Below are 25,672 nucleotides of genomic sequence, written 5' to 3' on the forward strand. Positions count from 1 at the left end.
CACCAGTCCAGGGCAGAGGAGGGCGGCGAGCGCATCCCTGGCGCAGGAGGAGAATTTCAGCCAGGGCGATCCGCCAGTTTTTTGCCAGCGAGTAGTAGAGAATAGCGGTGTACTGAAAACGGTTGGTTAAATCACTGTGAATAAGGGTTATTTAATATGCATTTATGATATAACCATTTGTCTTGTGTGTGTTTCCTGAAATATTGTCCCCTCCGGTTAGCGGTGTTAGTATCGGATAAATAGCCATTTAGACGGCTAAATAAATCATCGCTAACCTAAGGAACTGCTATGTGGCAAGAAAGACTCGCGCAACTGGTCACCACCTGTCATTGGATCGGCGCGAAAGGCTGGGCGCCGGCGACCGGCGGCAATATGTCGGTGCGTCAGGATGACACCTGGTGCTGGCTAAGCGAGTCGGGCCGCGACAAAGGCAGCCTGACGACCGAGGATTTTCTGCAGGTTGAGATCGCCACCAACCAGGCGCCTTCCGGACGGAAGCCGTCGGCCGAGACCGGCCTGCACACCCTGGTGTATCGCCTGTTCCCGGAAGCCAACGTGGTGCTGCATGTGCATACCGTCAACGCCACCGTGCTGTCGCGCATCGAAAAAAGCGACACGCTGGCGCTGCAGGGGTATGAAATGCAGAAAACCCTTAGCGGGCAGCACAGCCATCTCGATACTGTTCCGGTCGCCATCTTTGATAATGACCAGGATATTGACGCCCTGGCGGCGCGGATTGCCGATTATGCGCAAACGCGCCCGCTGCGCTACGGCTTTCTGCTGCGCGGCCACGGCCTGACCTGCTGGGGGAAAGATATTCAGGAGGCCCGCCGTCAACTGGAGGGGCTGGAGTTCCTGTTCGAGTGCGAGCTGATGCGCCGCCGCTACGAGCCCTGAGCCGGAGCAGGTATGGATTTTTATCTTGGGATCGATATCGGCACCTCGCGGGTGAAAGCGGTGCTGTTTGATCAGCATTTCACCGCCTGCGCCAGCGCCGCGGAAAACACTTTACCCCGCCTGTCGGCCAATGGCTACGCGGAACAGGATATGACCCAGCTGTGGCATTCGGTGCTGGCTATTCTGCGCCAGATTGCCCGCCACCCGGCGCTGCAGGCGGGGCGGCTGCGGGCCATCGGCCTCGCCGGGCAAGGGGAGGGGGTCTGGCTCAGCGATGAGCAGGGCGAACCGGTGGGCCCGGGGATCCTGTGGAGCGATACCCGCAGCCACGAGCTGATGAGCGACCTGCTGCGCCGACCCGGCTTCGACCGCCGCTATTTCGCCGATACCGGCACCCACCTGCAGCCCTGCAATACCAGCCTGCAGCTGTACTGGCTGAAACAGTATCAGCCGGCGCGGCTGGCGGCCGCGCGCTATCTGTTTTTCGCCAAGGACTGGATCCGCTTTCGCCTGACCGGCGTGGCGGCGCTGGAGTTGACGGACGCCAGCAGCTCGTTACTCAATCAGCAGACCGGCAGCTGGTCCTCGGTGGTGATGAATGAGATGGGGCTGAACGAACTGCTGCCGCTGTTTCCCCCGCTGCTGGCCCCGGATGCTCCGGCTGGCACGCTGAGCGATGCGGTGGCGGCGCTGACCGGGCTGCCCGCCGCGACGCCGGTGGCCGCCGGGGCGCTGGATGTCTGTAGCGCCGCGCTGGGCTGCGGCGCGGTCAACGAAGGGGATATCTACACGATCCTCGGCACTACCTGCTGCACCGGGATCGTCTGCCGCGGCCCGCAGACGGTGAACGAGGCGACGCGCTTTGTCACCCATACCGAAGCCGGGCAGGTGATCTCGCTGTTTCCGATGCAGGCCGGTACGCCAAACATTGACTGGCTGCAGCAGCATATTTCGCTGGACGCCGATCTGGATCGGCTGGAGCAGGCGATCGCGGAGGTGGAGCCAGGCAGCGGCGGCGTCTTCTGGCAGCCGTACCTCAATGGCGAACGCGCGCCGTTTTACAGCCCGGACGCGCGGGCCGGCTTTTTCGGCATTAGCCCGCACACCACCCGCGCCGAACTGCAGCGCGCGGTGTTTGAAGGCCTGGCCTTCGCCATTGTCGATGCGCTACAGGGTTATCCGCAGGGCGGCGAGCTGTATCTGACCGGCGGCGGCGCAGCCTCGGCGACCTGGCTGCAGATTATCGCCGACTGTACCGGGCGTACGGTGGTCTCCAGCGCCTTTAACGAACTGAGCGCGCGCGGCGCGGCGATTCTGGCGGCCCGCAGCGTCGCGGCGCTGGCCGAGACGCCTCCGCTGGCGCAGACCCGCTATCAGCCGCGCCCTCAGGCGCATGCCCGCTACGCGGCGCTGTATCCCGTTTACCGCCTGCTGCGTGAGCAGATGCTGCCGGTATGGCAGGCCAGACAGGCCGCCCTTCAACCTCTTTCTCAGGACGTACAACCATGAAAATCGTTTTTACCGCCGAGCATGCTGGCGACCTTAGCGCCTTCCACCAGCTGGGCGAGCTGCTGGTGGAGGGATGGGCGCTGGGCAAACCGAAACTTAGCGCCGGTCAGCTGATTGAGCTGGCCCATGACGCCGAGGTGCTGGTGACCAGCTATGATGAGGTGACAGACGCGGTAATGGCCGCCTGTCCGCGCCTGCAGGTGATCGCCTGTACTCGCGCGAATCCGGTGAATATTGATACCCAGGCCGCCCAGGCGCGCGGCATCCGGGTGCTCTACACCCCGGGGCGCAATGCCGATGCCGCCGCGGAGCTGACGCTTGGCCTGATGCTCAGCCTGGCGCGCCATATTCCGCAATCCCATGCGGCGCTGAAGCGGGGGGAATTCACGCAGGCTGATAATGCCGCCGCCGCCACCCAGCAGGGTCTGCGGCGGGATGTGGTCTGGGACGTGAGCCCGGAAAGCCCCTATGAAGTGTTTAAAGGCAGTGAACTGCGCAATAAAACGCTGGGGCTGGTGGGGTATGGCAACATTGGCCGCCGGGTGGCGCGTATCGCCCGGGCGTTCGGCATGGCGGTGTTGGTGGTGGATCCGTTCGTCGCCGCAGAGGATATCAATGAGCCAGGGCTACAGAAAACGACCCTGGAGGCGCTGTTCCGCGAGGCGGATATCGTCAGCCTGCACCTGAGCAGCGGGCCGCACAGTGACGGGCTGGTGAATGCGGCGCTGTTAAACAGCATGAAGCCCGGCGCGCTGCTGATCAATACCTCTCGCGCGGCGGTGGTCGACGAGGCGGCACTAATTGATGCCCTGCGCCACGGCCCGCTGGGCGGCGCGGCGCTGGATGTCTATCACCGCGAACCGCTGTGGCGAGATCATCCTTTTGTTATCGAGTTCGATAACGTGATTATCACGCCGCATATCGCCGGAGCCACCCGGGAGAGTATCGCCAAACACACGGCGATGATTGCCGCCGATCTTCAGCGCTATGTCGCCGGGGAGCCGCTGCTGTACCAGTGGCGTTAAGCCGCTTGCGCCGCTGCGGCGGCGCGGGTCCATCGTCAGGGGCGATGGGCCGCCATAAAAGCCTGGGTCTGTTCCCAGTCCACTACCCCGGCATCCGATCCCATCCCGGTCGCCACCAGCGCGGCCACCGCCGAGGCGACGTCACACGCTGCTTTCACGCTGAGTCCGCGCGCCAGCGCGGCAATAAACCCGCCGCAGTAGCTGTCGCCGCAGCCGGTGGTATCCACTGCCTCGACCGGCCACGGCGCAATATGCTCCAGCGCGCCATCTCGACGGATAAGCCAGGAACCGTTCTCGCCGTCTTTCAGAATGCAGGTGCCCACACCGAGTGCCAGGAAGAAGCGGCCGATGGCCTCCGGCTGCGTCTCGCCGGAGAGAAAGGCGGCTTCCTCCAGCGAAGGCATGAAATAATCCACCGACGGCAACAGGGGCCGCAGTAGTTCGAGGGTGTCTTCATTCGGGGCGATAAGGTCAAAGCTGGTGGTGACTCCGCGCGCTTTAGCCGCCTGCAACAGCCGCGCGCTCTGTCCCTGGTCCATTGCAGCCAGCAGTCCGGTCCCGCCGTGATGCAGGAAACGACAGTCGAGGACGGCGTCAAATTCCGTTTCACTGACGAACAGGGCGTCGGATGCGCCCCGGCAATGCAGGGCCGGACGCTCGCCGTTGGGGCGAATCGGCAGGATCGTCGCCGAGGTCTCTTTCAGCGCGGTGCGCTGGATAAGCGAGCAGTCGATGCCCAGCCGGGCATAGCTGGCGAGGATAAAGTCGGCCTTTTCATCTTCACCCAGGCAGGCCACCGCTGCGGTGCGGATCCCCAGCTTCGCGGCGTTAATATTGGCCCCGGCGGCGGTGCCGGCGGGGTTGAGGCGAATTTGCTCAATAAAGGCGACGCCGCCGCGCGGCGGTATCGCCACCACCGGGCGCCCGGCGATATCCAGAATAGTCAGGCCGACAAACACGGCGTCAAAGGTTGCCATCGTTCTCCCGTTTAGCGATGCGTTTGGCGCAGGCGCGCCTGCCAGAAAGAAAGGGCGAGGGCCACCACCAGAATCACGCCGACCAGCGCGTCCTTCACCAGATAATTGAGCCCCATCAGGTTCAGGCCATTATCAATAATGGCAAGGAACAGCACGCCGCCGAGGGTGCCGAGGATGCTGACCCGGCCCAGACGGTTAAAGGCGGTGCCGATAAATACCGCCGCAATGGCGTCCATCAGGTAAGACTGCCCGGCCAGGGGAGTAAACTGCCGCAGGTTGGCGGAGAGGATCACCCCGCCGATGGCGCAGAGCGCCGAGGCGGCCACCAGCACGCCGAGCATGGTCAGGCGATCGCGGATCCCGGCGATACGCGCCGCTTCGCTGTTCTGGCCGATGGCGCGGACATATTTGCCCCACAGCGTGCGCTCGGTGACCAGCCATGCCACCAGCCACAGCGCCAGCACAATCACCACCGGCGTGGGGATCCCACCAAGGTTGCCCACTGCCAGATCGTGATATTCCGGCGCCATCCGCCGATAAGCTATCGCGCCGCCGCCGTCGGTATAGATGCGCTCGGCGCTGCTGGCGATAAACCAGGTGCCGAGCGTGGCGAGGAAGGGGCGGATCCGGCAGATGAGGATCAGAAAGGCATTGAGCAGGCCAATCAGCACGCCGCCAAGCAGGGCGCAGCCTACCGCGGCCTGCCACGGCAGATGCCAGGTTTTCAGGGCGACGAGGGCGAAGGCGGCGCCGAAATCGAGCGCAACGCCCACCGACAGATCAATCGCCCCGGCGCTGACAATCAAGGTCATCGCCATCGCCACAATCAGCAGGATCGCGCTGCCCTGCAGCAGGTTGGCCCAGTTATCCACGGTTAAAAATACCGGATTCGCCCAGCCAAACAGGGCGATGGCCAGCAGGGTGATGACGCCAAATCCGGCCCGCGATAGCCAGGCCAGCGGGCTGCTGGCCGTCGGTTCTGCCGGGGCAGGGGTTTTCAGGGTGATTTGGCTCATGCCTCGCCTCCTTTGTGTCTGACCGCCGATGCCGCCAGCACCACCAGGATCAGGCCGCCTTTAATGGCGCCCATCCAGAAGATATTGACCCCCAGCAGGCCGAGCCCGTTAGAGAGGGCGTTAACCAGGATCGCCCCCAGCAGCGCCCCCCAGATGGTGACCACCCGACGGCGCGAGAAGGCGGCGCCGATAAAGGTCGCGAGCACGGTTTCCAGCAGCAGCGGCGTGGCCGTCCCGCTGGAACTGCCGGAGCCCTGGCTGAGCAGCGGCAGAATAGCCAGCCCGGCGGCAATGCCCGCTAACAGCCAGACCAGCAGGGTCAAGCGGCGCACGTTCAGGCCGCTCATCTGCGCCATATCGCGATTGCCGCCCACCGCCTGCACATGCTGGCCGAAGCGGGAGTGGTGGAGCAGGAACTGGAACAGGATAAATACCCCCAGCAGATAGATCAGCGGCCAGGGCAGGCCCAGCACACTGTTATCGCGAAAGGCGACCATCAGCGGATCGCTGACCGCGATGCGCCGCTGGCCGGTCAACAGATCTGTCAGGCCGGTAAACGCCACGGAGGTCGAGAGGGTGGCTAGCAGCGGCGGCAGGCCGGCCGCCAGCACCAGGAAGCCGTTGATCGCCCCGCAGAGCAGGCAAACCGCCGCCAGCAGCGCCAGCAGCAGGAGGTACGGCGTGTGCCATTCGGCCAGACCGAGGCTGAGCAGCGCGACGCCGAGCACCGCCGTCGCCGGCAGGGAGAGGTCGATGCCGCCGGAGACCACGTCATCCCCGCCCACGGCGATAACGCAGACCAGGCCGAAACAGAGGATCGCCAGCGGAACGCTCTGGACCAGCATCAGGCTGATATTTTGCCAGCTGAGAAAGTAGGGAGACTGTACGCTCAGCCATACCAGCAGCGCCAGAAACAGGATCAGGGGAAATTTTTCAATCAGCGTCGCCAGGCCTGGACGGCCGCGACGCTGGATAGCGGTACTCATAGTGAAGGCTCCTGTCCGCCGTTGATCGCCACCAGCAGGGCGTCCAGCGTTAGCCCGCGGGTGGGCAGATTGGCCGCCAGCGCGCCGCGCCAGAGGACCAGGATCCGGTCGCATAGTCCGAGCAGTTCGGGGGCGTCGCTGGAGGAGACCAGCACCGCCCGTCCTTTATCGGCCAGCTGGCGCGTCCGTTGATAAATATCGCGACGGGCGCCGATATCGACCCCAAGGGTGGGTTCATCGAGAATAAACAGCCGGGCATCGGTGCCGAGCCAGCGGGCGAGGATCGCTTTTTGCTGGTTGCCGCCGCTCATGTAGCGTACCGGCAGCGCCGGGCGTCCCGGGCGGATCGCCAGCTGTTCTATCCAGTCGCGCGCTTTCTGCTCGGCGATACCCCGCCGCTCCCAGCCAAAGGTAGCGGTCTCCGGCAGTGAGGCGAGATTAATATTGTCGGCGGTGGTGAAGGGCAGGATCAGCCCCTGATGGCGGCGGTCGCGTGGCACCAGCGCCATGCCGGCGCGGATCGCCTGCTTCGGTGTACGAATGCGCCGCGGCTGGCCGTCGAGATGGATCGTACCGCGTTCTGCCGGGCGTAAGCCGTAGAGTAAGTCGACCAGCACATCGCGTCCGGCGCCCAGCAGGCCGGCGACGCCGACGATTTCGCCCGGCTGAATATCAAAAGAGAGATCCTGCAGTTGCCGCCCGTCGCTCAGCTGGCGCACCGAGAGCAGCGGGGTCGCCCCGTTGTCTGCCGCCGGGCGCTGGCGCGGGGTATACAGCTGGTCGATTTCCCGGCCGACCATCATGGCGATCAGCGCCTCGGTATTCTGCAGCAGGTCGCGGTCCGGGTAACCGACCACTTCCCCGTTACGCAGCACGGTGCCGCGGTCGCAGAGGGTGGCTATCTCATTGAGGTAGTGGGAAATATACAGAATGGCAATGCCCTGGTCGCGCAGGCGAAGGATGGCGGAGGAGACCAGACTGGCCTCCTGCGCCTCCAGGGGGGCGGTGGGCTCGTCGAACACCACCAGCCGCGCCGCGCCGTCGATCAGCGCGCGGGCAATCTGCACCAGCTTGCGCTCGGCAAGGCTCAGGTCGCGCACCAGCCGTTCGGGGTCGATCGCCAGCTGCCAGTTTTGCTGGAAAAATTGCGCCGTGGCGGCCTTCATCCGTCGGCGATCCAGCGCCCCCCAGCGGGTGCGATACTCCTGGCCGAGAAACACCGATTCCGCGACGGTAAAGTGCGGGATCAGGTTAAGCTCCTGGTGAATGACGCGAATGCCGGCGGCTTCAATGGCTGCCGGATTGCCGAGGGGCAGCGGGTGACCGTCGAGGGTCGCGCTGCCGCTGTCAGCCTGATAGACGCCGGCGAGGATTTTAATCAGCGTCGATTTACCGGCGCCGTTCTCGCCAATCAGGCCATGAATTTCCCCCGGATTGAGGCGCAGGGTGACTGAATTAAGCGCCGTAACGCTGGCAAAACGTTTGCCGATCTGGTCCATGACCAGACCCGCGGCGGGGCGCTCCCCGCCAGGGTGTTGATTTATCACTGCAGTTCGCCGTATCCCAACTGTTTATACACCGCTTTCGCCTCCTGCGGACCTTTCACCGGTATCACCGGGATAAAGGTTTGCACCGGCAGTTTCTGACCGGCAAAGTAGCGGGCCACGTTGTCGGCGGAGGTCTGGCCAATCAGATGCGGCTGCTGCGCGACGTTAGCCACAAACGGACTGCCGGGCTCTGCCATGATCTCCAGCGTCTCCGGACCGGCGTCGATGGCCGTCACTTTCACATCCTTATCACGGCCGGTCTCTTCCAGTGCCTGGACGATACCGATGGCCGGTTGATCCCAGCAGGCGACATGGATGGCGTCCAGTTTGCCTTTCGGATACTGGCTGAGTAATTCGAGGGTTTTCTTCCGCGCGTCTTCCGGCGAGTTGGCGAACTGTTCCGCGAGCTCAGGCTGGATAATATGAATATCCGGATAATCCTTAAGGACATATTTCCACTGATCGTAGCGAATTCCGCAAATACGCAGCGCGCTGGAGAACGCGTTAAATACGGCGACGTTGCCTTTGCCGCCTAATTCATCCGCCATGTAGCGGCCGATGGTCGAGCCTAAGGTGTAGTTATCGGAGGTGGTATTGTTGACCGAATATTGAGAAACGTGATCCACGGTAAATACCGGGATACTAGCATCACGCAATGCTTTAAATTTTGGTTCGACGGCGCTGTCGCCGAGAATACTAATTACCGCGTCCACCTTGCGTGACAGTAAAATATCGTGATTATTGGCATGCACCTGATTATCGCGACCGCCATCGACGCCAATGACTTTGCCCCCCAGTTTCTCCACTTCCTCTGTCGCACCCTTAAAGGCCTCGCGATCCCAGAAATGCTGAGTGCCGACAACGGCAACGCCAATGGTTTTTCCCTGTAAGGAGAGGGCGTCTGCGGCAGCGACGCTCAGCGAGGCAAGGGAAAGCAGTCCCAGCGCGGCAGGCAATAATTTTCTTTTCTGCGACATTGTTATTATGATCCTGTGATGAAGGTGGTTGCGGACCGGTAGCATGACAAGAAGCACCTCGCCACCTCAAATACAAAATAAGTCTAAGTTATGCCGGGAATGTTATATCGCAGAAACGCCAGAGAAAAATGTTATTTTGCCATCGGGAACCTGAAAATATTTCATGATGCAAAATATACCTTTTTATTTTGTGGTTTTATTTTTGACGTTTTCCGTGTTTATTTAACGGATAAAGACGGCTTTCTGTTTATTGTGATGGCGTGGAGAAATACGGCCCTTGCAGGGAAATGCAGGTGATTGCGCGGGCTAATACTTTTTTTAGCAGAGTAATGTCTGGCTGGGACGGGGATATTTCCGTCATTTCCTCGATTTATTTTAACGAGTTTTTTGGCTGAGAAGAACGCGAGTGCTATGAAGAAACAGCATAATTATACGGTGATGCACTGGGGAACGTGGCAGGTGGAGAGCCGCGAGGGCGATATCGTGGCGGTTAATCCGGTGCCCTGGGATAAAAATCCGTCACGCATTGGTCAGTCGCTCCCCGACGCGGTGACCAGCCAAACGCGCATTCGCCGTCCGGCGGTGCGCGCCGGCTATCTTCAGCAGGGGCCGGCGTCACGAGAAGGGCGAGGCAAGGAGCCCTTTGTTGAAGTCAGTTGGGAGGTGGCGCTGGACCTGCTGGCTCGCGAGCTGCGCTCGGTCAAGGCGCGCTGCGGCAATGAGGCGATCTACGGCGGCTCCTACGGCTGGGCCAGCGCTGGACGCTTTCACCATGCGCAGAGCCAGCTGCACCGGTTTCTCAAGGGATTTGGCGGGTACACCGCCAGCACCAATACCTATAGCAGCGCCGCGGGCGAGCGCATTCTGCCGCATATTCTCGGGCCGTTGAGCCCGCTGCACCGTCAGCATACCCATTTTTCCGAGCTGGCGCGGGAGTGTCAGCTGTTTGTCGCGATTGGCGGTCTGCCGCTGCGCAATGCCCAGGTCAACGGCGGCGGCGCCAATGACCATATGCTGCCGTACTGGCTGGATAAGATGCAGGCCAACGGCACCCGATTTATCAATATCAGCCCGGTACGCAATGACCTCAGCGCGGTGCCCGACGCCGAGTGGCTGGCCATTCGTCCGGGCACCGATACCGCACTGCTGCTGGCGCTGAGCTATGTACTGATCGCTGAGTCTCTCTACGACCAGGCGTTTGTTGCCAGCCATACCGTCGGGTTTGCCCCCTATCGCGCTTATCTGTTGGGCGAGCACGACGGCGTAGCGAAAACCCCGGCGTGGGCGGCGGCGATTACCGGCCTGGATGCCCAGCGCATCGCCGACCTGGCGCGGGAGATGGCCCGCCACCGGACGATGGTGAATATCTCCTGGTCTATCCAGCGCGCCCGTCAGGGAGAGCAAGCCTACTGGGCGACGGTGGCCCTGACCGCGCTGCTGGGACAGATCGGCACGCCGGGCGGCGGCCTCGGGTTTGGCTACGCCTGCACTAACCTGGCGGGCGCGGTGCGAAAAGCGTTTTCCGGCCCACGCTTACCCGCCGGGGAGAATGCGGTGGATAGCGTTATCCCGGTGGCGCGGCTGTCCGATATGCTGCTGCACCCGGGAGAAGCCTATGAGTTCGACGGTCAGCAGCTGCGCTATCCCGACATCCGTCTGGTTTACTGGGCGGGAGGCAATGCGTTTCATCATCATCAGGATATCAACCGACTGTGCGAGGCCTGGCGCCGTCCGGAGACGGTGGTGGTGCATGAGCAGTACTGGACCGCGCAGGCTAAATTCTCCGATATCGTCCTGCCAGCCACCACCTCGCTGGAGCGAGAGGATATCGGCAGCGGCGGTCACGACGGGTTTATGATCGCCATGAGCGCGCAGATCCCGCCGGTGGGCGAAGCGCGTGACGATTACGCCATTTTCCACGATCTGGCCGATCGGCTGGGCTTCGGAGAACAGTTCAGCGAGGGGCGGGACGCCGGGCAGTGGCTGCGTCATCTCTATGAGGAGTCAAGACCGCGGGCGCAGGAGGAGGGTATTGCGCTGCCCTCGTTCGAGGACTTCTGGCAGCAAGGGGTACTGGAGTACAGTGCGCCGGAGCGGCCGCAGATCTTTCTCGCCGATTTTCGCGCCGATCCGCAGCGCTATCCGCTCTCCACGCCCTCCGGCAAGATTGAACTCTTTTCCGCTACCGTCGCCGGGTTTGGCTATCGTGAATGCCCGGGCCATCCATGGTGGGATGAGGAAGAGGCCGCCCGGCAGCGACAGGAGGCGGCGCGGTGGCCGCTTCATCTGCTCTCCAGTCAGCCGCGCGCCCGCCTGCACAGTCAGTACGACCACGGCAGCGTCAGCCGGGCGACGAAAATTCAGGGACGCGAGCCGCTGTGGATGCATCCGAGCGATGCGCAGGCAAGAGACATCCGCGAAGGCAGCGTGGTGAAGGTCTATAACGACCGCGGGGCGATTCTGGCGGGCGTGCACCTGAGCGAGCAGATTTTGCCCGGCGTGGTACAGATGTCCACCGGCGCCTGGTATGACCCGCTGGATCCCAATGAAAAAGGAACGCTCGATAAGCACGGTAATCCCAACGTGTTAACCGAGGATCGCGGCAGTTCGCGCCTGGGGCAGGGCTGTAGCGCCCAGAGCTGTTGGGTGGAGATCGCCCCGTGGCGTGAGGCACTGCCGCCGATCACCGCCTTTGATCCGCCGAGGTTTATTGAGGTTTAGGCGTTGGCGCTCGCCGGCGGCGGGGCGGGTAGTCCGGAGGAGGCGCGGTATGCGCCGCCTCCGGCAAAGCCCGCGCCTGGCGGTTTAAGACTGACGACAGTTTGACGTTACGCCAGCCGCGGGTAGGCGCTGGCGATATCGTCACCGGTAAACTGGGCGATCCAGCCTTCCGGGTTATCAAAAATGCGAATGGCGGTGAAGTTCGGTTCTGAACCCATATCAAACCAGTGCGGGGTGTGGGCGGGAACCGAAATCAGATCGTTCTTTTCGCACAGTACCTGGAACACCTCGTCGCCAATATGCAGGCAGAACAGGCCGGCGCCCTCGACAAAAAACCGCACCTCGTCTTCGCCATGGGTGTGCTCGTTGAGGAATTTTTCCCGCAGCGCCTCTTTTTGCGGGTTATCGGCGCGCAGGCTGATGACGTCCCAGCTCTGGTAGCCCTTTTCGGCGACCAGTTTATCAATCGCATGCTGATAGGCGGCAATCACCGTTTCCGGGCTGGGATTTGCGCCGAGGTCGCGGTCGGCCTGCCAGCGCTCGAAGCGGACGCCTTTGGCGTTCAGTTGATCCTGAATCGCTTTGGCGTCGGTGCTGTGCCAGAGCGGTGTTTGCGGATCGGTCACGGAAAAAAGAGTTAATGCGCTCATGCTGGGATCTGCTCCGGATGAATGTCGTCAAAACGCTGAACCTGAGGATGGTGGCTCGCCGGGTCGCGGTCGCCGCGTACCAGCTGGATCGTTCGCAAACCTGCAGCCTCGGCGGCGTCGAGCTCCTGATGGATATCCGACAGGAACAGGATGGTGCCAGGGGCATGGCCCAGGTGTTCAGCAATGTTACGGTAGGACTGCACCTCGCGTTTGGCGCCTACCAGGGTATCGAAATAGCCCGTGAACAGATGAGTAATATCACCTTCATCGCTGTAGCCAAATAACAATTTCTGCGCGGCAACGGAGCCTGAGGAATATACATACAGATCAATGCCCTGCGCTTTCCATTTCTCCAGCGCCGGCAGTACGTCCGGATAGAGATGGCCGGTAAAGTCGCCGTTGAGATAGCCGTCACGCCAGATGATCCCCTGCAGCGCCTTTAGCGCCGTGGATTTACGGTCTTCGTCCATAAAGGCGAAGAGGGTAGTGATAAGGTCGGCGGTGCTGGCGGCCGGGGCGTCTGTCTCGCGGCGCAGGTTGTCGAGAATGGTTTTGACGGGCTCAGCGTACTGCTGAGCGGTCACAAAGCCGGCCAGTCGTTCGCGGGCGTAGGGGAACAGCACGTTATGCACGAAGCGGATATCGCTGGTGGTGCCTTCTATGTCGGTCACGATGGCGCGGATCATGGTTTCTCCAGAGTGGCGTGGCGCGGAATAACATTAGCATTTAGACGTCTAAGCGTCTTGATTGCCAAATATTAACATCGTGTTATAGTGGCTTCAACAACAGCATTACAATCGGTATAAAAAGAATGAGCAATAACCCTTTGATTCCAGAGAGTAAACTTCCTGCGCTCGGCACCACGATTTTTACCCAGATGAGTGCCCTGGCCCAGCAGCATCAGGCCATCAACCTGTCACAGGGCTTTCCCGATTTCGACGGCCCGCGCTATCTTCAGGAGCGTCTGGCGTACCATGTGGCGCAGGGGGCGAATCAGTACTCCCCGATGACCGGCGTGCCGGCGCTGCGCGAGGCGATCGCCGGGAAGACAGCGGAGCTGTATGGTTACCTGCCCGACGTCAATAGCGATATTACGGTCACCGCCGGCGCGACGGAGGCCCTGTACGCGGCGATCACCGCCCTGGTGCGCCGCGGCGACGAGGTGGTCTGTTTCGATCCCAGCTATGACAGCTATGCCCCCGCGGTGGCGCTGGCCGGCGGCGAATTACGCCGTATTGCGCTGCAGCCGCCGCATTTTCGCGTCGACTGGCAGCAGTTTGCTGCGGCGCTGAGCGATAAAACCCGTCTGGTGATCCTCAATACCCCGCACAATCCATCAGCCACCGTCTGGCAGCGTGAAGATTTCGCTGCCCTGTGGCAGGCGATTGCCGAACGCGAGATCTATGTCCTCAGCGATGAGGTCTATGAGCACATCTGCTTTGCCGAGGGCGGCCACGCCAGCGTGCTGGCGCATCCCCAGCTTCGCGAGCGGGCGGTGGCGGTCTCCTCGTTTGGCAAAACGTTTCATATGACCGGCTGGAAGGTCGGCTACTGCGTAGCCCCGGCGGCCATCAGCGCCGAACTGCGCAAGGTGCATCAGTATCTGACCTTCTCGGTGAATACCCCGGCGCAGCTGGCGATCGCCGACATGCTGCGCGAAGCGCCTGAGCACTATCGTGAGCTGCCGGCGTTTTATCGGGAACGCCGCGATCTGTTTATTGAAGCGCTGCGCCCAAGCCGACTGGAACTTCTGCCCTGTGAAGGGACCTATTTCCTGCTGGCGGACTACAGCGCCATTTCCGATCTTGACGACGTCAGCTTCTGCCGCTGGCTGACGACCGAAGTCGGGGTGGCGGCGATCCCGCTCTCCGTCTTCTGCGCCGATCCGTTCCCGCACAAGCTGATCCGCTTATGCTTTGCCAAACAGCCGGCGACTCTGTTGGCTGCGGCGACGCGTTTGTGCCAGCTGTAGTCACTTAATCGTCCACGCCTGGGAGAACTGGCGGCCAGCGAACATCTCCGTGAGGCCGCTAATTTGCTTCAGGCGCAATACCTCATCGGCATCCATCCCCAGCTCTTTGCCGATTTTCTGTGGCGTCCAGCCAAGCTGGGTCAGTTCGCGGACAATCTCTGACATGGCGTGGATTTGGTGGCGCCCGCGCGCCCGGTTATGGCGTATGGTCGCTGCCATCAGCCCGTCACGCGAGGCGGCTTCACTCGTCAGGCAGGTCACTGGCAGATAACCTTTCAGCGTTTTTTTCAGCACCGCTTTGCTGCAGGCCAGCTCATGACGGTGAAAACCGTCGACAATCGTATACGCCTGCGGGCTTTGCTGGATGACGACGACCGGCTGGGTAAAGCCGTCGGCTTCCAGCGACGTTTGCAGCAGGCGTTTTTCCGGTGGCGCCACGTTATTCGGATTGTAGTCGTTGGGGATGACCTGCTCCTGTTTTACCCACAGCACGCAGTCAACGGGCTGGGAGCGGAAGGGACTGCGCTGGTGGAGCACCTGACGAAACGCATTGATTGCCTCGATGCGCGCCTCGTCATCCAGCGTTTGCAGATAAGCGTCCAGCGCCTGCGTCAGTTGTTGTTGCATAATATCCCCCATTGTTGGCGATGTTTTTCCATGCGTTTACGGTAGCGCTGATAGTGGCTGCTTTTGGTCGGGCTAAACGAAAGCTGACGGCACCAGTAGTCGTTATTGAGCAGCACTTTGCAGACCCGCCGCCAGGACGGGATGTCTTTGGTGCCAATGTCCGCAGGCTGGGTGTCCGGAATATCTTCCATGCCTTTTTTCTGATACCAACGCAGGTAGACGGCGATTTTGTTGCGGTAGTGCTCGGCAGTGGTTTCCGGCATGCTGTCGAGCAGGAACAGCGCATAGCTTTTCCATGTCAGGTGGTCGGGCTTGTCGATTTTTCGGTGGCCGTAAAATTGATTATCATGCCCGGCATAGACCCCGCCGCTGTGCGCGCCGCTCACCCGCTGACACATTGCGGCCCAGCGCTCAGGCTCCAGCACATGGTAGAGCCACAGCCCCTGGCGCTGCTCCGGACCGAACGGTTCGCAGATGCGCATATAGCGCAGCGGCACCCCGGCCTGATACATCAGATCGTACAGAGGGTTATAAGACTGCCCGCTTTTGGCAAACCAGGTCCAGATGTCGGCCGTTTTCCAGTCATAGAGCGGGTAGATGTACCAGGCGTGGCCGCCCGGCGCCGAGGTGGTCCAGGGTTTATCATCGGCGAAGCGCTGTTTACGCTGCGAAGAGATGGCCATAAAGCGATTCAGTGACTCGTCGGCGCGAATGCCCACCAGCACGGCGGCGGGGCGCCGCTGTGAAAACCACTCGGCGAAGTGGCTGACAAAGGACTCAAAGCTCATCCCCGGTTGATAAAATGAAAAATAGCCCGGGTGGGTAATCGCCCAGGGCGGCGGCTGACGGACCCAGTCGGCCCCGGGCTCCCAGCATTGCCATTGCGGTTTATACTGCGTCAGCGCGTTTTGGGTGGTGAGCGGCAGGGCGACCCAGTAAAAGGTTTCGACAACATCCGCATACAGCGCACGCAGTTTTTCGCAGTGGGCGATGGTGCAGGAGAACTGCGCTTCCCAGTCAATAAACAACACACTGATTTTTTTACCCTGTAACCGCGCCGCCTGGGCGGTTAAATGCAGCATGACGGTGGAGTCTTTTCCACCCGAGAAAGAGACGCAAACGCGTGAAAAATTATCCAGCACCCACTGGATGCGCTGCTCAGTTGCCTGCAGCACCGATTCCGGTAAGGGATATTTAATAAACGACATGACCATTAATCCTTTAATAGTAGAGCTTCCCGTTTGTTCAGTATAAACGATGAGCGCTGCGAAATTAATGGTCGATCTGCATTCAAACAGAGTGTGAAAACAGGTGGGCAGTTACTCACTATTATTAAGTTGTGGGCGTGATATATCTCTGTCATTCATTAGAATGGAGATTAATTCAGATAGAAAATGATTTTGTGTAGATGATTGATGGTAGTTAATGTATATCGTGATCTCTGGAAAAAGTGCCTCTATATCGAGAGCGTGAAGTGGCATGGCCGGGGAAATAAAATCATATAAATAGGAGGGGATGAAGCCAATTAAGTCGGTTTTATTGATCATGTTAAGAATGGTCATAAAAGAGTCGCTGCGAAAGGCAATATTACCCGGATTTAACCATGGCGTGCTGCTTTGCTGGACGCGCTGAATGACAGGATCGTTGGTGATATAGTGGGTGAAAAATTCCTGTGCCAGCGCTTCAATCGACGTTAGTTGATCTCGCCGCGGATGGTCCGCCCGGCAAACCGCCAGCGTCTGCACCGTCTGATAGGGCTGACAGATCGTGGCGCGGTTGGTAATAGGCATTCGGGTGAACACCAGGTCCGCCTGGCGATACGCCAGCAGCTCCTCAGCCGATTCCGTGGTGGTCAGGTTATGGTGTTCAATCTGCAAATTGGCCTGATGACAGAGCTCATTAATCATAAAATGGCTATTCACTGAACAGAACAGCGGAGGGCCATATATCACGATACGTTTACGCAGTTCGGAGCGATTATTGAGATTGATGGTTTTTTCCAGCTGTTCGAGATTTTGTTGCAAATGATAATGAAGATTGACACAGGCGGTAGTGGGCGTCATCCCTTTCCCAACGCGAACAAATAACGGATCGTTTAACTGCTGGCGCAAACGCTGCAACGACTGGCTCACCGCTGACGGGGTGATAAATAACATGGCGGCTGCTTTGCTAATGCTCAAATGTTGATAGATACATTCAAAAATAACCAATAAATTCAAATCGAACTTTTTCAGATCGTAAAGATTTGCCATTAATGCAGTCCTGTGTATTATCAGCGCGGGTGGAAATATTCTTAGTGAGAATGTTGATTGGCTTAATATTTGCGGTGTGAATTTAATTACCGGACTATAACGTTAAGTTCTGCTTAATATATCTTATCGTCGTCAGGGGCGCCAGCGGTCGTTGTTATCTGGCGCCATTATGCAATGGGATTATTCTTGTTCGCCCATCATGATCTGCAGTTTTTCTTTATCCGGCAGGCCGACCACCTGCTGCAGCATATTATCCTTATTCATATAGTAAATGGCTGGCGTGACGTTGGCCCCCAGTTCGTCCATCAGTTGCTGATTAACGTTGAGCACTTTCATTTTCTCCGGCGGAATAGCCTGCGGGATCGTCAGGGCCATTTTTCCATTCGATTGCTCATAATCATGCCAGGTCTTCGCCGGATCCTTGGTGGCCAGAATCGCGGCGGCGGTGGCCGGGCTTTCGGGCTTGATCACCCCCACCAGCAGGGTGCGGATCTGCACTTTACCGGCTTCCACCCAGGGGCGGGACTGCTGCCAGAACTGTTTACAGTAGGGGCAGAAGGGATCGGCAAAGACATACAACACGATGGGGGCGTCCTTATTGCCATCCTGCAGCCAGTGGGCGCTGGCCATCTTCTTCCACATCTCCTGTCCTGCCGGCGTGTAGAGCTCTTTTTGAAACAACTGCTCGCTGAGGTTGTTGCCGTTCTCGTCATACATATAGCCGGAAATGGCATGTTTGCCGTCCGGCGTGAGGTAGATGGCGACCCCCATGTCCTGGTATTTGCCCAGCCAGCCTTTCATTCCCCCCGGCGCCTCAAAGGGTTTTATAATAGTAATGCCCTGTTTTTCAATCGCTTTTACCGGAGCGGGGAGCTCCTCCGCCTGGCTGCATAACGGAAAAAGGCTGAGCAAGAGAAGACGCTTTAACATGAATATTCCTTGTAAAATCAGCAGGAAAGGGCAAAACGATTGTCGAACCTATCACAGTCATAGGCAAGATCAGCAGAATGACGGATTGCCCTTTGCTGGCGTGGGTGATGTAATCCTGGATGCTGTTACATTAAGGTAATGTAGAGCGCAACACATAGCCAGTCTGACTGGCGCTGAACCTACCTTCGGGTATTTCAGGTAACGGGGCCGCCTGAAAGGGTGGCCTTTTTACTTTTGTCGCGGCAAATGATGCGAAAAACAGCGATCAGCGCTGAACGCGTCGACAGGTTCACAGAGTTGTCTTGTTCCGGTTGTTAGATAACGCTTATTGATTCGATAATGTAAACGCATTGGTCGGGTCAGGAAAAATTCGTTAACTTAGACCTCAACGAAAACACGGAGGAAGTATAGATGTCCTTAATTAACACCAAAATCAAACCGTTCAAAAACCAGGCATTCAAAAATGGTGAATTCATCGAAGTCACCGAGAAAGACACCGAAGGCCGCTGGAGCGTCTTCTTCTTCTATCCGGCTGACTTCACTTTCGTCTGCCCGACCGAACTGGGCGACGTGGCTGACCATTACGAAGAACTGCAGAAGCTGGGCGTAGACGTTTACTCTGTGTCTACCGATACCCACTTCACCCACAAAGCGTGGCACAGCAGCTCTGAAACCATCGCGAAAATCAAATACGCGATGATCGGCGACCCGACTGGCGCCCTGACCCGTAACTTCGACAACATGCGTGAAGATGAAGGTTTGGCTGACCGTGCCACCTTCGTGGTTGACCCGCAGGGTATCATCCAGGCGATCGAAGTTACCGCTGAAGGTATCGGCCGTGATGCGTCTGACCTGCTGCGTAAAATCAAAGCGGCGCAGTACGTTGCTTCTCACCCAGGCGAAGTCTGCCCGGCTAAATGGAAAGAAGGCGAAGCGACACTGGCTCCGTCTCTGGACCTGGTCGGTAAGATTTAAGTCTGTTTGTGCCCGGCGGCGCTACGCTTGCACGGGCCTACAAGATTGTAGGCCGGGTAAACGGCGTGCCACCCGGCAATCAATGGGCGCTTTCGCGCCCATCTTATTCCAACACCATGATGCAAGCGCATTCAGGTCGCCTGGACGAGGCCGCTTGCATGATGATGTTTTAAGCCCAGGAGATAACAATGCTCGACACCAACATGAAAACCCAGCTCAAGGCCTACCTTGAGAAGCTGACCAAGCCTGTTGAGCTGATTGCCACGCTGGATGACAGCGCTAAATCGGCAGAAATCAAGGAACTGTTGGCTGAAATCGCTGAACTGTCAGACAAAGTCACCTTTAAAGAAGACAACACGCTCGCGGTACGTAAGCCATCATTCCTGATTACTAACCCAGGTTCCGACCAGGGCCCACGCTTTGCAGGCTCTCCGCTGGGCCACGAGTTTACCTCGCTGGTGCTGGCGCTGCTGTGGACCGGCGGTCATCCGTCGAAAGAGGCCCAGTCGCTGCTGGAGCAGATCCGCGATATTGATGGCGATTTCGAGTTCGAGACTTATTATTCACTCTCCTGTCATAACTGCCCGGATGTGGTGCAGGCCCTGAACCTGATGTCGGTGCTCAACCCGCGCATCAAGCACACGGCGATTGACGGTGGGACCTTCCAGAATGAAATTACCGATCGCAACGTCATGGGCGTTCCTGCGGTGTATCTGAATGGTCAGGAGTTTGGTCAGGGGCGAATGACGCTGACGGAAATTGTCGCCAAAGTGGATACCGGTGCGGAAAAACGCGCAGCGGAAGAGCTGAACCAACGTGATGCTTACGATGTGCTGATTGTCGGCTCCGGCCCGTCCGGTGCGGCCGCGGCGGTATATTCTGCGCGTAAAGGTATTCGTACCGGCCTGATGGGCGAGCGCTTCGGCGGTCAGGTGCTGGATACCGTGGATATCGAAAACTATATTTCGGTGCCGAAAACCGAAGGCCAGAAACTGGCCGGCGCGCTGAAAGCGCACGTCAGCGACTATAACGTCGATGTGATCGACTCCCAGAGCGCGACCAAACTGACGCCAGCGGCGACAGAGGGCGGCCTGCATCAGATTGAAACCGCCTCTGGCGCGGTGCTGAAGGCGCGTAGCGTCATCATTGCCACCGGGGCGAAATGGCGCAATATGAACGTACCGGGCGAAGATCAGTATCGCACCAAAGGCGTGACCTACTGCCCGCACTGCGACGGTCCGCTGTTTAAGGGCAAACGCGTAGCGGTAATTGGCGGCGGGAACTCCGGGGTAGAAGCCGCTATCGACCTGGCGGGCGTCGTAGAGCATGTGACCCTGCTGGAGTTTGCTCCAGAGATGAAAGCCGACCAGGTGTTGCAGGATAAAGTCCGCAGCCTGAAGAATGTCGACATCATTCTTAATGCGCAGACCACGGAAGTGAAAGGCGATGGCAGCAAAGTCACCGGCCTGCAATATCGTGACCGGGTGAGCGGTGATGAGCATCATGTCGCGCTGGCGGGGATCTTCGTCCAGATTGGCCTGCTGCCTAACACCACCTGGCTGGAAGGCGCCGTTGAGCGCAACCGCATGGGTGAGATCATCATCGATGCGAAGTGCGAAACTAATGTCAAAGGCGTATTCGCCGCTGGCGACTGCACCACCGTGCCGTACAAGCAGATTATTATCGCGGCAGGGGAAGGGGCAAAAGCGTCGCTGAGCGCCTTCGACTACCTGATCCGCACGAAAACCGCATAACAAGTCAGACAATAAACCTGCATAACAAAGAGGCTACCCTGGGGTAGCCTCTTTTTTTCTATTTCGTCATATTTACCTGACGACCATCACCGGGATATGGGCATGGCGGATCACGCTTGAGGCATTGGATCCGAGCAGGTGGGTACTGATGGACGGGTTGCGCGAGCCAATCACCACGACATCGGCGTTAATTTCGCTGGCCAGCTCGTTGACCATATCGCGCACGCTGCCGAAACGGACATGCAGCTTGATACGTGAGGGGTCAATGCTGAAATGGCTGACCATCGTCTGCAGACGAGTTTCCGCCTCATGCTGCAGGTGTTCTTCAAACCGCCGCAGATCGGCGGTAAAGCGGCTCATGGTGAAGCTCGCAGAGCCGGGTAATACGTGGAGCAGATGGATCACCCCGTCCTGCTGGGCCAGAAACTCCGCATGCCGGACGGCTTTATCGCTCAGCGCCATCTCAAAGACATCAACGGGCATAATGATAGTCTTATACATATGCAATCCTCCTTGTTCATTTGCGTCTATATCAACATATTATATGAGGATATAGTGTCATTCAGGTCGCAAAACTGTCAGTCAGGCAGGTGCAAAGCGTAAAAAAAGGTTAGCGAGGAAGGAACAGCAGAAAGAGGATGTATGGACATCCTCTGAATAAAGCGCGAAACGCCTCAGGCAGCAGGGATTAGCGGTGGAATTCGCCAGCGGCTTCCGGCTGGTACAAGAGCTCCAGCACTTCCAGGTGTGTCGATGCACCGCCCGGCAGCTCCCAGTGAATGGTGCTGCCGACTTTCAGACCCAGCAGCGCGGCGCCCACCGGCGCGAGGACGGAGAGCTGGCTGGCGCTGTCAGTCACCTGAGACGGAAACACCAGCGTCCGCACGCGCTCTTCGCCGCTGGTTAAATCGCGGAATTTTACCTTACTGTTCATGGTGACGACGTCATGCGGCATCGCTTCCGGCGCCAGCATTTGCGCGCGGTCGAGCTCGTCATTCAGGGCATCGGCAACCGGTAAGTTGGCGAAAGCCGGCTGCTCCAGCAGCCTGTCGATACGTTCGGCATCCAGTTCGTTAATGATGATTGCGGGTCTGGTCATTGCATACTCCATGTTATCCAGGAACCTGTCCGTAAAAGAAAACCCTCGCCGAAAAGGGCAAGGGTTAAGGTCCTACCATCATACTGAGAGTTGCCGGTAGTTTGAAGTGATGAAACGCACATTCAGCGTGCAACGCCCCCCGGCGGGCGGCGTTTTCTGCTCAGCACGTCGCTTTGCGCTACTGACCGACCTTGTCCAGGATAAACTGGGTTCCACAGTTGCCCGGATGGGGTTGTGGCAGAAAGGCGGAAGTGGCCAGCGGGGCGTTGATGGTGGCGGCGTTGAGGGAGATTTGCATCTCGGTCAGATAGGCCGGATTACCGTTACAGGTTAATTTAAACGCCTTCACGCTTTGCGGACCCCAGGCGCGGGCCACCGCGGCATCGAAGTCGGCGCGGCTGACGGTTTGACCATAATGCTTCGCGAGGAAATCGCCTACCGGGCTATGCTTAATTTCCCCATTCAGGCGCACCATGGTGCCAAAATAGCTATCGGGATCAAAGCCGAAGCAGACGCCATGTTTGGCGTATTCGTAGCGCTCCAGGCAGGAGGTGCCGCCCGAACCCGGCATCACGTTATTGAGTTTATTGGCCATCTCCAGCGACAGCCCGGTTTCCGCCGCCTGGCATTTGCGGTTCGCTTTCACTTCCGGCATGTTGGGCACCGGGCGCGTGGCGCAGCCGTAGCGCATCCAGCGTCGTTCATCCACCCCGCGCGCGGCAATCGACTTTGGCAGCCCGGGCCACAGGCCGTGCACGGTCAGAAAGTCGGCTTTGTTCGCGGTGTCCTGCTGCAGGCGACACTCTTCCGGTTCGCTACGGTTGCGGTCAAGCATGCTCTGACAGAATCCGGTTTGCCAGGAGAGGGCAAGAACGTAGCGGTCAAAATCAGCGTATCGCGTCGCGGTGAGCGGTTCAGCGCCGGCCTGAGTGGCGGTGAGCACAAGGGCAAGCGCGGCGAAATCCTTCCTGAACATGTTTATTCCTGATTGTGGATGGCAAAAGATAACGGGGAGTTATTAAAGCATAAAAAAGGCGCCCGCTGGCGCCTTTTCGCGTGGTTAGACCATTAGTGGACTGCGCTGCCGGGCACCAGAATCTCAGTGGCGATAATCACCACCAGCAGGCCAACCATCACCGGCACGGAGGTACGTTTGACCACTTCGAACGGCGAAATTTTTGCCATCCCGGCAACGGCGACCACCACCCCGGAGACCGGCGATATCGTGCGGCCGAGGTTAGAGGCCTGCAGCATCGGAATCGACAGATAAGCCGGATTGATGCCGGAAGAGTGCGCCAGCTTGGGGATCATCTCAACGAAGGCGTAGAACGGGGCATTACCGGAACCGGTGGTCATTGCCGCCAGCATGGTCAGGATCACCAGCACCAGCATCAGAATAATACTGGCCGAGCCGAAGGAGGTGGCGATGGAGATCAGCCCATTGATAAAGCCGATGGTGCTTAGCCCCTGGGCGAAGACGCCGGCGGCGACCAGCAGCATCACTACGCCGGCGAAGGCGTCAGCCATCCCGCGGTAGGCGACTTCCAGCCCGCTGAAGACGTTTTTGGTGTTAAACCCGCGCAGGAACTCAAGGATCGCCGCCAGCAGCATGCAGCCGACGAGGATGGTGATAATGTGCAGTTCCGGTCCCCATTTACCATCAAAGATCAGCACGCCGATGATCGGGGTAAACGGCAGAATGGCGTACAGCGCCGGGGCGGTGGTGGTGATGTCGTTGACATCCAGCATTTCGTGGGAAATGTTCTCTTTTTTATCCAGGTAACGCTGCCAGAAGAAATGGGCGATTGCCATGCAGATAATGGCCGCGATGGAGATGGGCAGCGTGGTCTTGAAGGCAAAGTCGATCAGCGGCATTTCTGCGGCTTTAGCCGCCAGTACAACATCGCCAGAGGTAGGCGAGAGGATAATGGCCGCCGGTGAAGCGCAGATGGCTGCCGCCGCCCCGCGACTGATACCGACGTTCACCATCACCGGGAACAGCGTCGCCATCAGCAGCACGCCAAGGCCGGTCGCAGAGGAGACCGCCAGCGACATCAGGCAGGCGACAAAGTAGGCGGCAATCATCAGCAGATAGGGCGAATTAATATAGCGCAGCGGCTTTGATGCTAATTTCACCACCATATCATTGGCGCCAATATGGGTCATGTAGGTGGCGAAGCCGCACAGCATCATAATCATCATACCCAGATCGCCACCGCGGCTCATGAGTAGAATCTTAATGTATTCAATAATATCGGTGGCAGAATAACCGGTGCTGTCGGTATTGCCCGGCAAGACTTTATGCCCCAGCAGGGCGCTGACGATCAATAAGATTAAGCCCCCGACGAACAGCACCCCGGTGGCCGAGTAGCCCTTAATGATATAGCGGGCGACGCCCACAATGACCACAATCCCGATCAGGATCTCAACAAACGTCAGCATTTATTACCCCTAAGCCCAAAGAATATGTAGATAAAAAGCGTCATGCCAAATTTTAATGTGCGAATGTGCCGAAAAAACGGACAAAACTCGCTGATGCAAATCAATAAAGCGATAAGAACTACGCGTCACCCGTCTCGCCTGGATATAATCACCAGATGGATAGTTAAAAGGTTCTGATGGTCACCGGGCAAAAATCAGGAGTTTGCCTTATTTCGTTCAACCTGTATTGAGACTATCTTTGCTATTTTAGGCGGCTTTTAAATGAAAGTGGTAATGGAAAAGTGTTGATGTTACGTCGTTTTTCTCTGTTTTCTCTTGGTTTTTTTGGATGGTTGTTGGTATCCGTAAACGCCAGCGCGTCGTTTTCATCGACCCTCAGCGAAGGTTACCAGACCTTAAGTAATAACGTCGCGCAGACCTGGAATGAGCCGGAGCACTATGACTTGTACGTTCCAGCCATTACCTGGCACGCGCGGTTTGCCTATGATAAGGAAAAGACGGATAAGTATAACGAACGCCCCTGGGGCGCGGGTTTTGGCGTCTCGCGCTGGGATGAGAAGGGAAACTGGCACGGTCTGTACCTGATGGCGTTTAAAGATTCTTTCAATAAATGGGAGCCTATCGGCGGCTACGGCTGGGAGAAAACCTGGCGCCCGCTGACCGACCAGAACTTCCACCTTGGACTCGGCTATACCCTTGGCGTGACGGCGCGCGATAACTGGGACTACATCCCCATTCCGGTGATCTTACCATTGGCGTCAATAGGTTACGGTCCGGCGACTTTCCAGATGACCTATATTCCCGGCACCTACAATAACGGTAACGTTTACTTCGCCTGGGCTCGTATACAGTTTTAATTCGCTAAGTCTTAGCAATAAATGAGATAAGCGGTGTGTCTTGTGGAAAAACAAGGACTAAAGCGTTACCCACTAAAAAAGATAGCGACTTTTATCACTTTTTAGCAAAGTTGCACTGGACAAAAGGTACCACAATTGGTGTACTGATACTCGACACAGCATTAGTGTCGATTTTTCATATAAAGGTAATTTTGATGTCTAAGATTAAAGGTAACGTTAAGTGGTTTAATGAGTCCAAAGGATTCGGTTTCATTACTCCGGAAGATGGCAGCAAAGATGTATTCGTACACTTCTCTGCAATCCAGTCCAACGGTTTCAAAACTCTGGCTGAAGGTCAGCGTGTAGAGTTCGAAATCACTAACGGTGCCAAAGGCCCTTCTGCTGCAAACGTAATGGCTATCTAACCAACACGTCAGTAGAATATAAAAACCCGCTTAACGCGGGTTTTTTTTTGCCTGT

24 protein-coding genes are annotated in these 25,672 nt (G+C 58.3%); 9 read left to right on the forward strand and 15 right to left on the reverse strand.

Features of this window, described 5'->3' with window-relative positions; translation table 11 throughout:
* Window positions 1-288 precede the first annotated feature (288 nt).
* Genes N438_RS05550 through N438_RS05560 form a run of 3 tightly spaced genes read left to right on the forward strand, consistent with a single transcriptional unit; the run spans window position 289 to window position 3,431 of the window.
* Complete coding sequence (locus N438_RS05550; protein WP_008805607.1) at window positions 289-897, forward strand: methylthioribulose 1-phosphate dehydratase; 609 nt, start codon at window positions 289-291, stop codon at window positions 895-897.
* A 12-nt stretch (window positions 898-909) separates the two neighbouring features.
* Entirely contained in the window at window positions 910-2,406 is a 1,497-nt protein-coding gene (locus N438_RS05555; RefSeq protein ID WP_087848245.1) for an FGGY-family carbohydrate kinase, read from the forward strand.
* The gene (locus tag N438_RS05560) at window positions 2,403-3,431 is read left to right on the forward strand and encodes a 2-hydroxyacid dehydrogenase (RefSeq protein WP_002894255.1); all 1,029 of its coding nucleotides are present in this window, start codon (window positions 2,403-2,405) and stop codon (window positions 3,429-3,431) included. Before N438_RS05555 ends, N438_RS05560 begins: the two co-directional genes overlap by 4 nt.
* Before the next feature lie 35 nt (window positions 3,432-3,466).
* On the opposite strand, the gene N438_RS05565 is transcribed toward N438_RS05560, so the two are convergent.
* From N438_RS05565 to N438_RS05585, 5 genes are read right to left on the reverse strand one after another with little or no spacing between them, the layout of a single operon-like run.
* Complete coding sequence (locus N438_RS05565) at window positions 3,467-4,408, reverse strand: sugar kinase (protein ID WP_008805609.1); 942 nt, start codon at window positions 4,406-4,408, stop codon at window positions 3,467-3,469.
* Between the two features lie 11 nt (window positions 4,409-4,419).
* Entirely contained in the window at window positions 4,420-5,424 is a 1,005-nt protein-coding gene (locus N438_RS05570) for an ABC transporter permease (protein ID WP_022065711.1), read from the reverse strand.
* Window positions 5,421-6,410, reverse strand: coding sequence for an ABC transporter permease (locus N438_RS05575; protein ID WP_008805611.1), 990 nt, complete (start codon window positions 6,408-6,410; stop codon window positions 5,421-5,423). The genes N438_RS05570 and N438_RS05575 overlap by 4 nt, the downstream gene beginning before the upstream one ends.
* The gene (locus N438_RS05580; protein WP_073984431.1) at window positions 6,407-7,909 is read right to left on the reverse strand and encodes a sugar ABC transporter ATP-binding protein; all 1,503 of its coding nucleotides are present in this window, start codon (window positions 7,907-7,909) and stop codon (window positions 6,407-6,409) included. Before N438_RS05580 ends, N438_RS05575 begins: the two co-directional genes overlap by 4 nt.
* Window positions 7,910-7,953: 44 nt before the next feature.
* Entirely contained in the window at window positions 7,954-8,934 is a 981-nt protein-coding gene (locus N438_RS05585; protein ID WP_116696173.1) for a sugar ABC transporter substrate-binding protein, read from the reverse strand.
* A 411-nt stretch (window positions 8,935-9,345) separates the two neighbouring features.
* Here N438_RS05585 and N438_RS05590 point away from each other — a divergent pair, with 411 nt between their 5' ends.
* Entirely contained in the window at window positions 9,346-11,655 is a 2,310-nt protein-coding gene (locus N438_RS05590) for a molybdopterin-dependent oxidoreductase (RefSeq protein ID WP_008805614.1), read from the forward strand.
* 107 nt (window positions 11,656-11,762) lie between these two features.
* On the opposite strand, the gene N438_RS05595 is transcribed toward N438_RS05590, so the two are convergent.
* Both N438_RS05595 and mtnC read right to left on the reverse strand, forming a co-directional pair.
* Complete coding sequence (locus N438_RS05595) at window positions 11,763-12,305, reverse strand: acireductone dioxygenase (RefSeq protein WP_008805615.1); 543 nt, start codon at window positions 12,303-12,305, stop codon at window positions 11,763-11,765.
* On the reverse strand, window positions 12,302-12,991 hold the full coding sequence (gene mtnC, locus N438_RS05600; protein WP_008805616.1) for an acireductone synthase: 690 nt from the start codon (window positions 12,989-12,991) through the stop codon (window positions 12,302-12,304). The genes N438_RS05595 and mtnC overlap by 4 nt, the downstream gene beginning before the upstream one ends.
* 140 nt (window positions 12,992-13,131) lie before the next feature.
* On the opposite strand from mtnC, the gene N438_RS05605 reads away from it, so the two are divergent.
* Window positions 13,132-14,277 (forward strand): pyridoxal phosphate-dependent aminotransferase, encoded by a 1,146-nt coding sequence (locus tag N438_RS05605; RefSeq protein ID WP_165818795.1) that lies wholly within the window; start codon window positions 13,132-13,134, stop codon window positions 14,275-14,277.
* On the opposite strand, the gene N438_RS05610 is transcribed toward N438_RS05605, so the two are convergent.
* The 4 genes from N438_RS05610 to dsbG form a co-directional block, all read right to left on the reverse strand.
* On the reverse strand, window positions 14,278-14,904 hold the full coding sequence (locus N438_RS05610; RefSeq protein WP_012542464.1) for a ParB/RepB/Spo0J family partition protein: 627 nt from the start codon (window positions 14,902-14,904) through the stop codon (window positions 14,278-14,280).
* Window positions 14,889-16,112 (reverse strand): DUF3440 domain-containing protein, encoded by a 1,224-nt coding sequence (locus N438_RS05615; RefSeq protein ID WP_012542463.1) that lies wholly within the window; start codon window positions 16,110-16,112, stop codon window positions 14,889-14,891. The genes N438_RS05610 and N438_RS05615 overlap by 16 nt, the downstream gene beginning before the upstream one ends.
* Before the next feature lie 111 nt (window positions 16,113-16,223).
* Complete coding sequence (locus N438_RS05620; RefSeq protein ID WP_008805620.1) at window positions 16,224-17,156, reverse strand: LysR family transcriptional regulator; 933 nt, start codon at window positions 17,154-17,156, stop codon at window positions 16,224-16,226.
* A gap of 180 nt (window positions 17,157-17,336) precedes the next feature.
* Window positions 17,337-18,086, reverse strand: coding sequence for a thiol:disulfide interchange protein DsbG (dsbG, locus tag N438_RS05625; protein ID WP_008805621.1), 750 nt, complete (start codon window positions 18,084-18,086; stop codon window positions 17,337-17,339).
* Window positions 18,087-18,497: 411 nt separating this feature from the next.
* On the opposite strand from dsbG, the gene ahpC reads away from it, so the two are divergent.
* Window positions 18,498-19,061 carry an alkyl hydroperoxide reductase subunit C gene (gene ahpC, locus N438_RS05630; RefSeq protein ID WP_002894394.1) on the forward strand — a complete coding sequence of 188 codons (564 nt, stop codon included), beginning with the start codon at window positions 18,498-18,500 and terminating at the stop codon, window positions 19,059-19,061.
* 188 nt (window positions 19,062-19,249) lie between these two features.
* Window positions 19,250-20,815 carry an alkyl hydroperoxide reductase subunit F gene (ahpF, locus tag N438_RS05635; RefSeq protein ID WP_008805622.1) on the forward strand — a complete coding sequence of 522 codons (1,566 nt, stop codon included), beginning with the start codon at window positions 19,250-19,252 and terminating at the stop codon, window positions 20,813-20,815.
* A 72-nt stretch (window positions 20,816-20,887) separates the two neighbouring features.
* Here the strand turns inward: ahpF and uspG are convergent, their stop codons facing one another.
* From uspG to dcuC, 4 genes are all read right to left on the reverse strand, one after another.
* Window positions 20,888-21,316 carry a universal stress protein UspG gene (gene uspG / locus N438_RS05640; protein WP_002894401.1) on the reverse strand — a complete coding sequence of 143 codons (429 nt, stop codon included), beginning with the start codon at window positions 21,314-21,316 and terminating at the stop codon, window positions 20,888-20,890.
* 187 nt (window positions 21,317-21,503) lie between these two features.
* Window positions 21,504-21,914, reverse strand: coding sequence for a nucleoside diphosphate kinase regulator (gene rnk / locus N438_RS05645; protein ID WP_008805623.1), 411 nt, complete (start codon window positions 21,912-21,914; stop codon window positions 21,504-21,506).
* 178 nt (window positions 21,915-22,092) lie between these two features.
* Entirely contained in the window at window positions 22,093-22,890 is a 798-nt protein-coding gene (rna, locus tag N438_RS05650) for a ribonuclease I (RefSeq protein ID WP_008805624.1), read from the reverse strand.
* A 92-nt stretch (window positions 22,891-22,982) separates the two neighbouring features.
* Entirely contained in the window at window positions 22,983-24,356 is a 1,374-nt protein-coding gene (dcuC, locus tag N438_RS05655; RefSeq protein ID WP_008805625.1) for an anaerobic C4-dicarboxylate transporter DcuC, read from the reverse strand.
* Window positions 24,357-24,691: 335 nt separating this feature from the next.
* On the opposite strand from dcuC, the gene pagP reads away from it, so the two are divergent.
* Together pagP and cspE are read left to right on the forward strand one after the other, a co-directional pair.
* The gene (gene pagP, locus N438_RS05665) at window positions 24,692-25,213 is read left to right on the forward strand and encodes a lipid IV(A) palmitoyltransferase PagP (protein ID WP_306047527.1); all 522 of its coding nucleotides are present in this window, start codon (window positions 24,692-24,694) and stop codon (window positions 25,211-25,213) included.
* Between the two features lie 194 nt (window positions 25,214-25,407).
* A complete protein-coding gene (gene cspE / locus N438_RS05670; RefSeq protein ID WP_012542460.1) occupies window positions 25,408-25,617 on the forward strand; it encodes a transcription antiterminator/RNA stability regulator CspE in 210 nt (69 codons plus the stop codon).
* Window positions 25,618-25,672: the final 55 nt, after the last annotated feature.

This window comes from Klebsiella sp. GL120222-02, assembly GCF_003097195.1.
Classification (GTDB): Bacteria; Pseudomonadota; Gammaproteobacteria; order Enterobacterales; family Enterobacteriaceae; genus Klebsiella; species Klebsiella variicola.

Excerpts from the sequence above, each read along its gene's own strand:
- N438_RS05620 (WP_008805620.1), bottom strand. The coding sequence starts at position 17,156 with ATGGCAAATCTTTACGATCTGAAAAAGTTCGATTTGAATTTATTGGTT.
- dcuC (WP_008805625.1), bottom strand. The coding sequence starts at position 24,356 with ATGCTGACGTTTGTTGAGATCCTGATCGGGATTGTGGTCATTGTGGGC.
- N438_RS05595 (WP_008805615.1), bottom strand. The coding sequence starts at position 12,305 with ATGAGCGCATTAACTCTTTTTTCCGTGACCGATCCGCAAACACCGCTC.
- rnk (WP_008805623.1), bottom strand. The coding sequence starts at position 21,914 with ATGACCAGACCCGCAATCATCATTAACGAACTGGATGCCGAACGTATC.
- N438_RS05575 (WP_008805611.1), bottom strand. The coding sequence starts at position 6,410 with ATGAGTACCGCTATCCAGCGTCGCGGCCGTCCAGGCCTGGCGACGCTG.
- N438_RS05560 (WP_002894255.1), top strand. The coding sequence starts at position 2,403 with ATGAAAATCGTTTTTACCGCCGAGCATGCTGGCGACCTTAGCGCCTTC.
- N438_RS05585 (WP_116696173.1), bottom strand. The coding sequence starts at position 8,934 with ATGTCGCAGAAAAGAAAATTATTGCCTGCCGCGCTGGGACTGCTTTCC.
- N438_RS05555 (WP_087848245.1), top strand. The coding sequence starts at position 910 with ATGGATTTTTATCTTGGGATCGATATCGGCACCTCGCGGGTGAAAGCG.
- cspE (WP_012542460.1), top strand. The coding sequence starts at position 25,408 with ATGTCTAAGATTAAAGGTAACGTTAAGTGGTTTAATGAGTCCAAAGGA.
- rna (WP_008805624.1), bottom strand. The coding sequence starts at position 22,890 with ATGTTCAGGAAGGATTTCGCCGCGCTTGCCCTTGTGCTCACCGCCACT.
- N438_RS05615 (WP_012542463.1), bottom strand. The coding sequence starts at position 16,112 with ATGTCGTTTATTAAATATCCCTTACCGGAATCGGTGCTGCAGGCAACT.
- ahpF (WP_008805622.1), top strand. The coding sequence starts at position 19,250 with ATGCTCGACACCAACATGAAAACCCAGCTCAAGGCCTACCTTGAGAAG.
- N438_RS05570 (WP_022065711.1), bottom strand. The coding sequence starts at position 5,424 with ATGAGCCAAATCACCCTGAAAACCCCTGCCCCGGCAGAACCGACGGCC.
- N438_RS05610 (WP_012542464.1), bottom strand. The coding sequence starts at position 14,904 with ATGCAACAACAACTGACGCAGGCGCTGGACGCTTATCTGCAAACGCTG.
- mtnC (WP_008805616.1), bottom strand. The coding sequence starts at position 12,991 with ATGATCCGCGCCATCGTGACCGACATAGAAGGCACCACCAGCGATATC.
- N438_RS05590 (WP_008805614.1), top strand. The coding sequence starts at position 9,346 with ATGAAGAAACAGCATAATTATACGGTGATGCACTGGGGAACGTGGCAG.
- N438_RS05580 (WP_073984431.1), bottom strand. The coding sequence starts at position 7,909 with ATGGACCAGATCGGCAAACGTTTTGCCAGCGTTACGGCGCTTAATTCA.
- uspG (WP_002894401.1), bottom strand. The coding sequence starts at position 21,316 with ATGTATAAGACTATCATTATGCCCGTTGATGTCTTTGAGATGGCGCTG.
- N438_RS05550 (WP_008805607.1), top strand. The coding sequence starts at position 289 with ATGTGGCAAGAAAGACTCGCGCAACTGGTCACCACCTGTCATTGGATC.
- N438_RS05565 (WP_008805609.1), bottom strand. The coding sequence starts at position 4,408 with ATGGCAACCTTTGACGCCGTGTTTGTCGGCCTGACTATTCTGGATATC.
- ahpC (WP_002894394.1), top strand. The coding sequence starts at position 18,498 with ATGTCCTTAATTAACACCAAAATCAAACCGTTCAAAAACCAGGCATTC.
- dsbG (WP_008805621.1), bottom strand. The coding sequence starts at position 18,086 with ATGTTAAAGCGTCTTCTCTTGCTCAGCCTTTTTCCGTTATGCAGCCAG.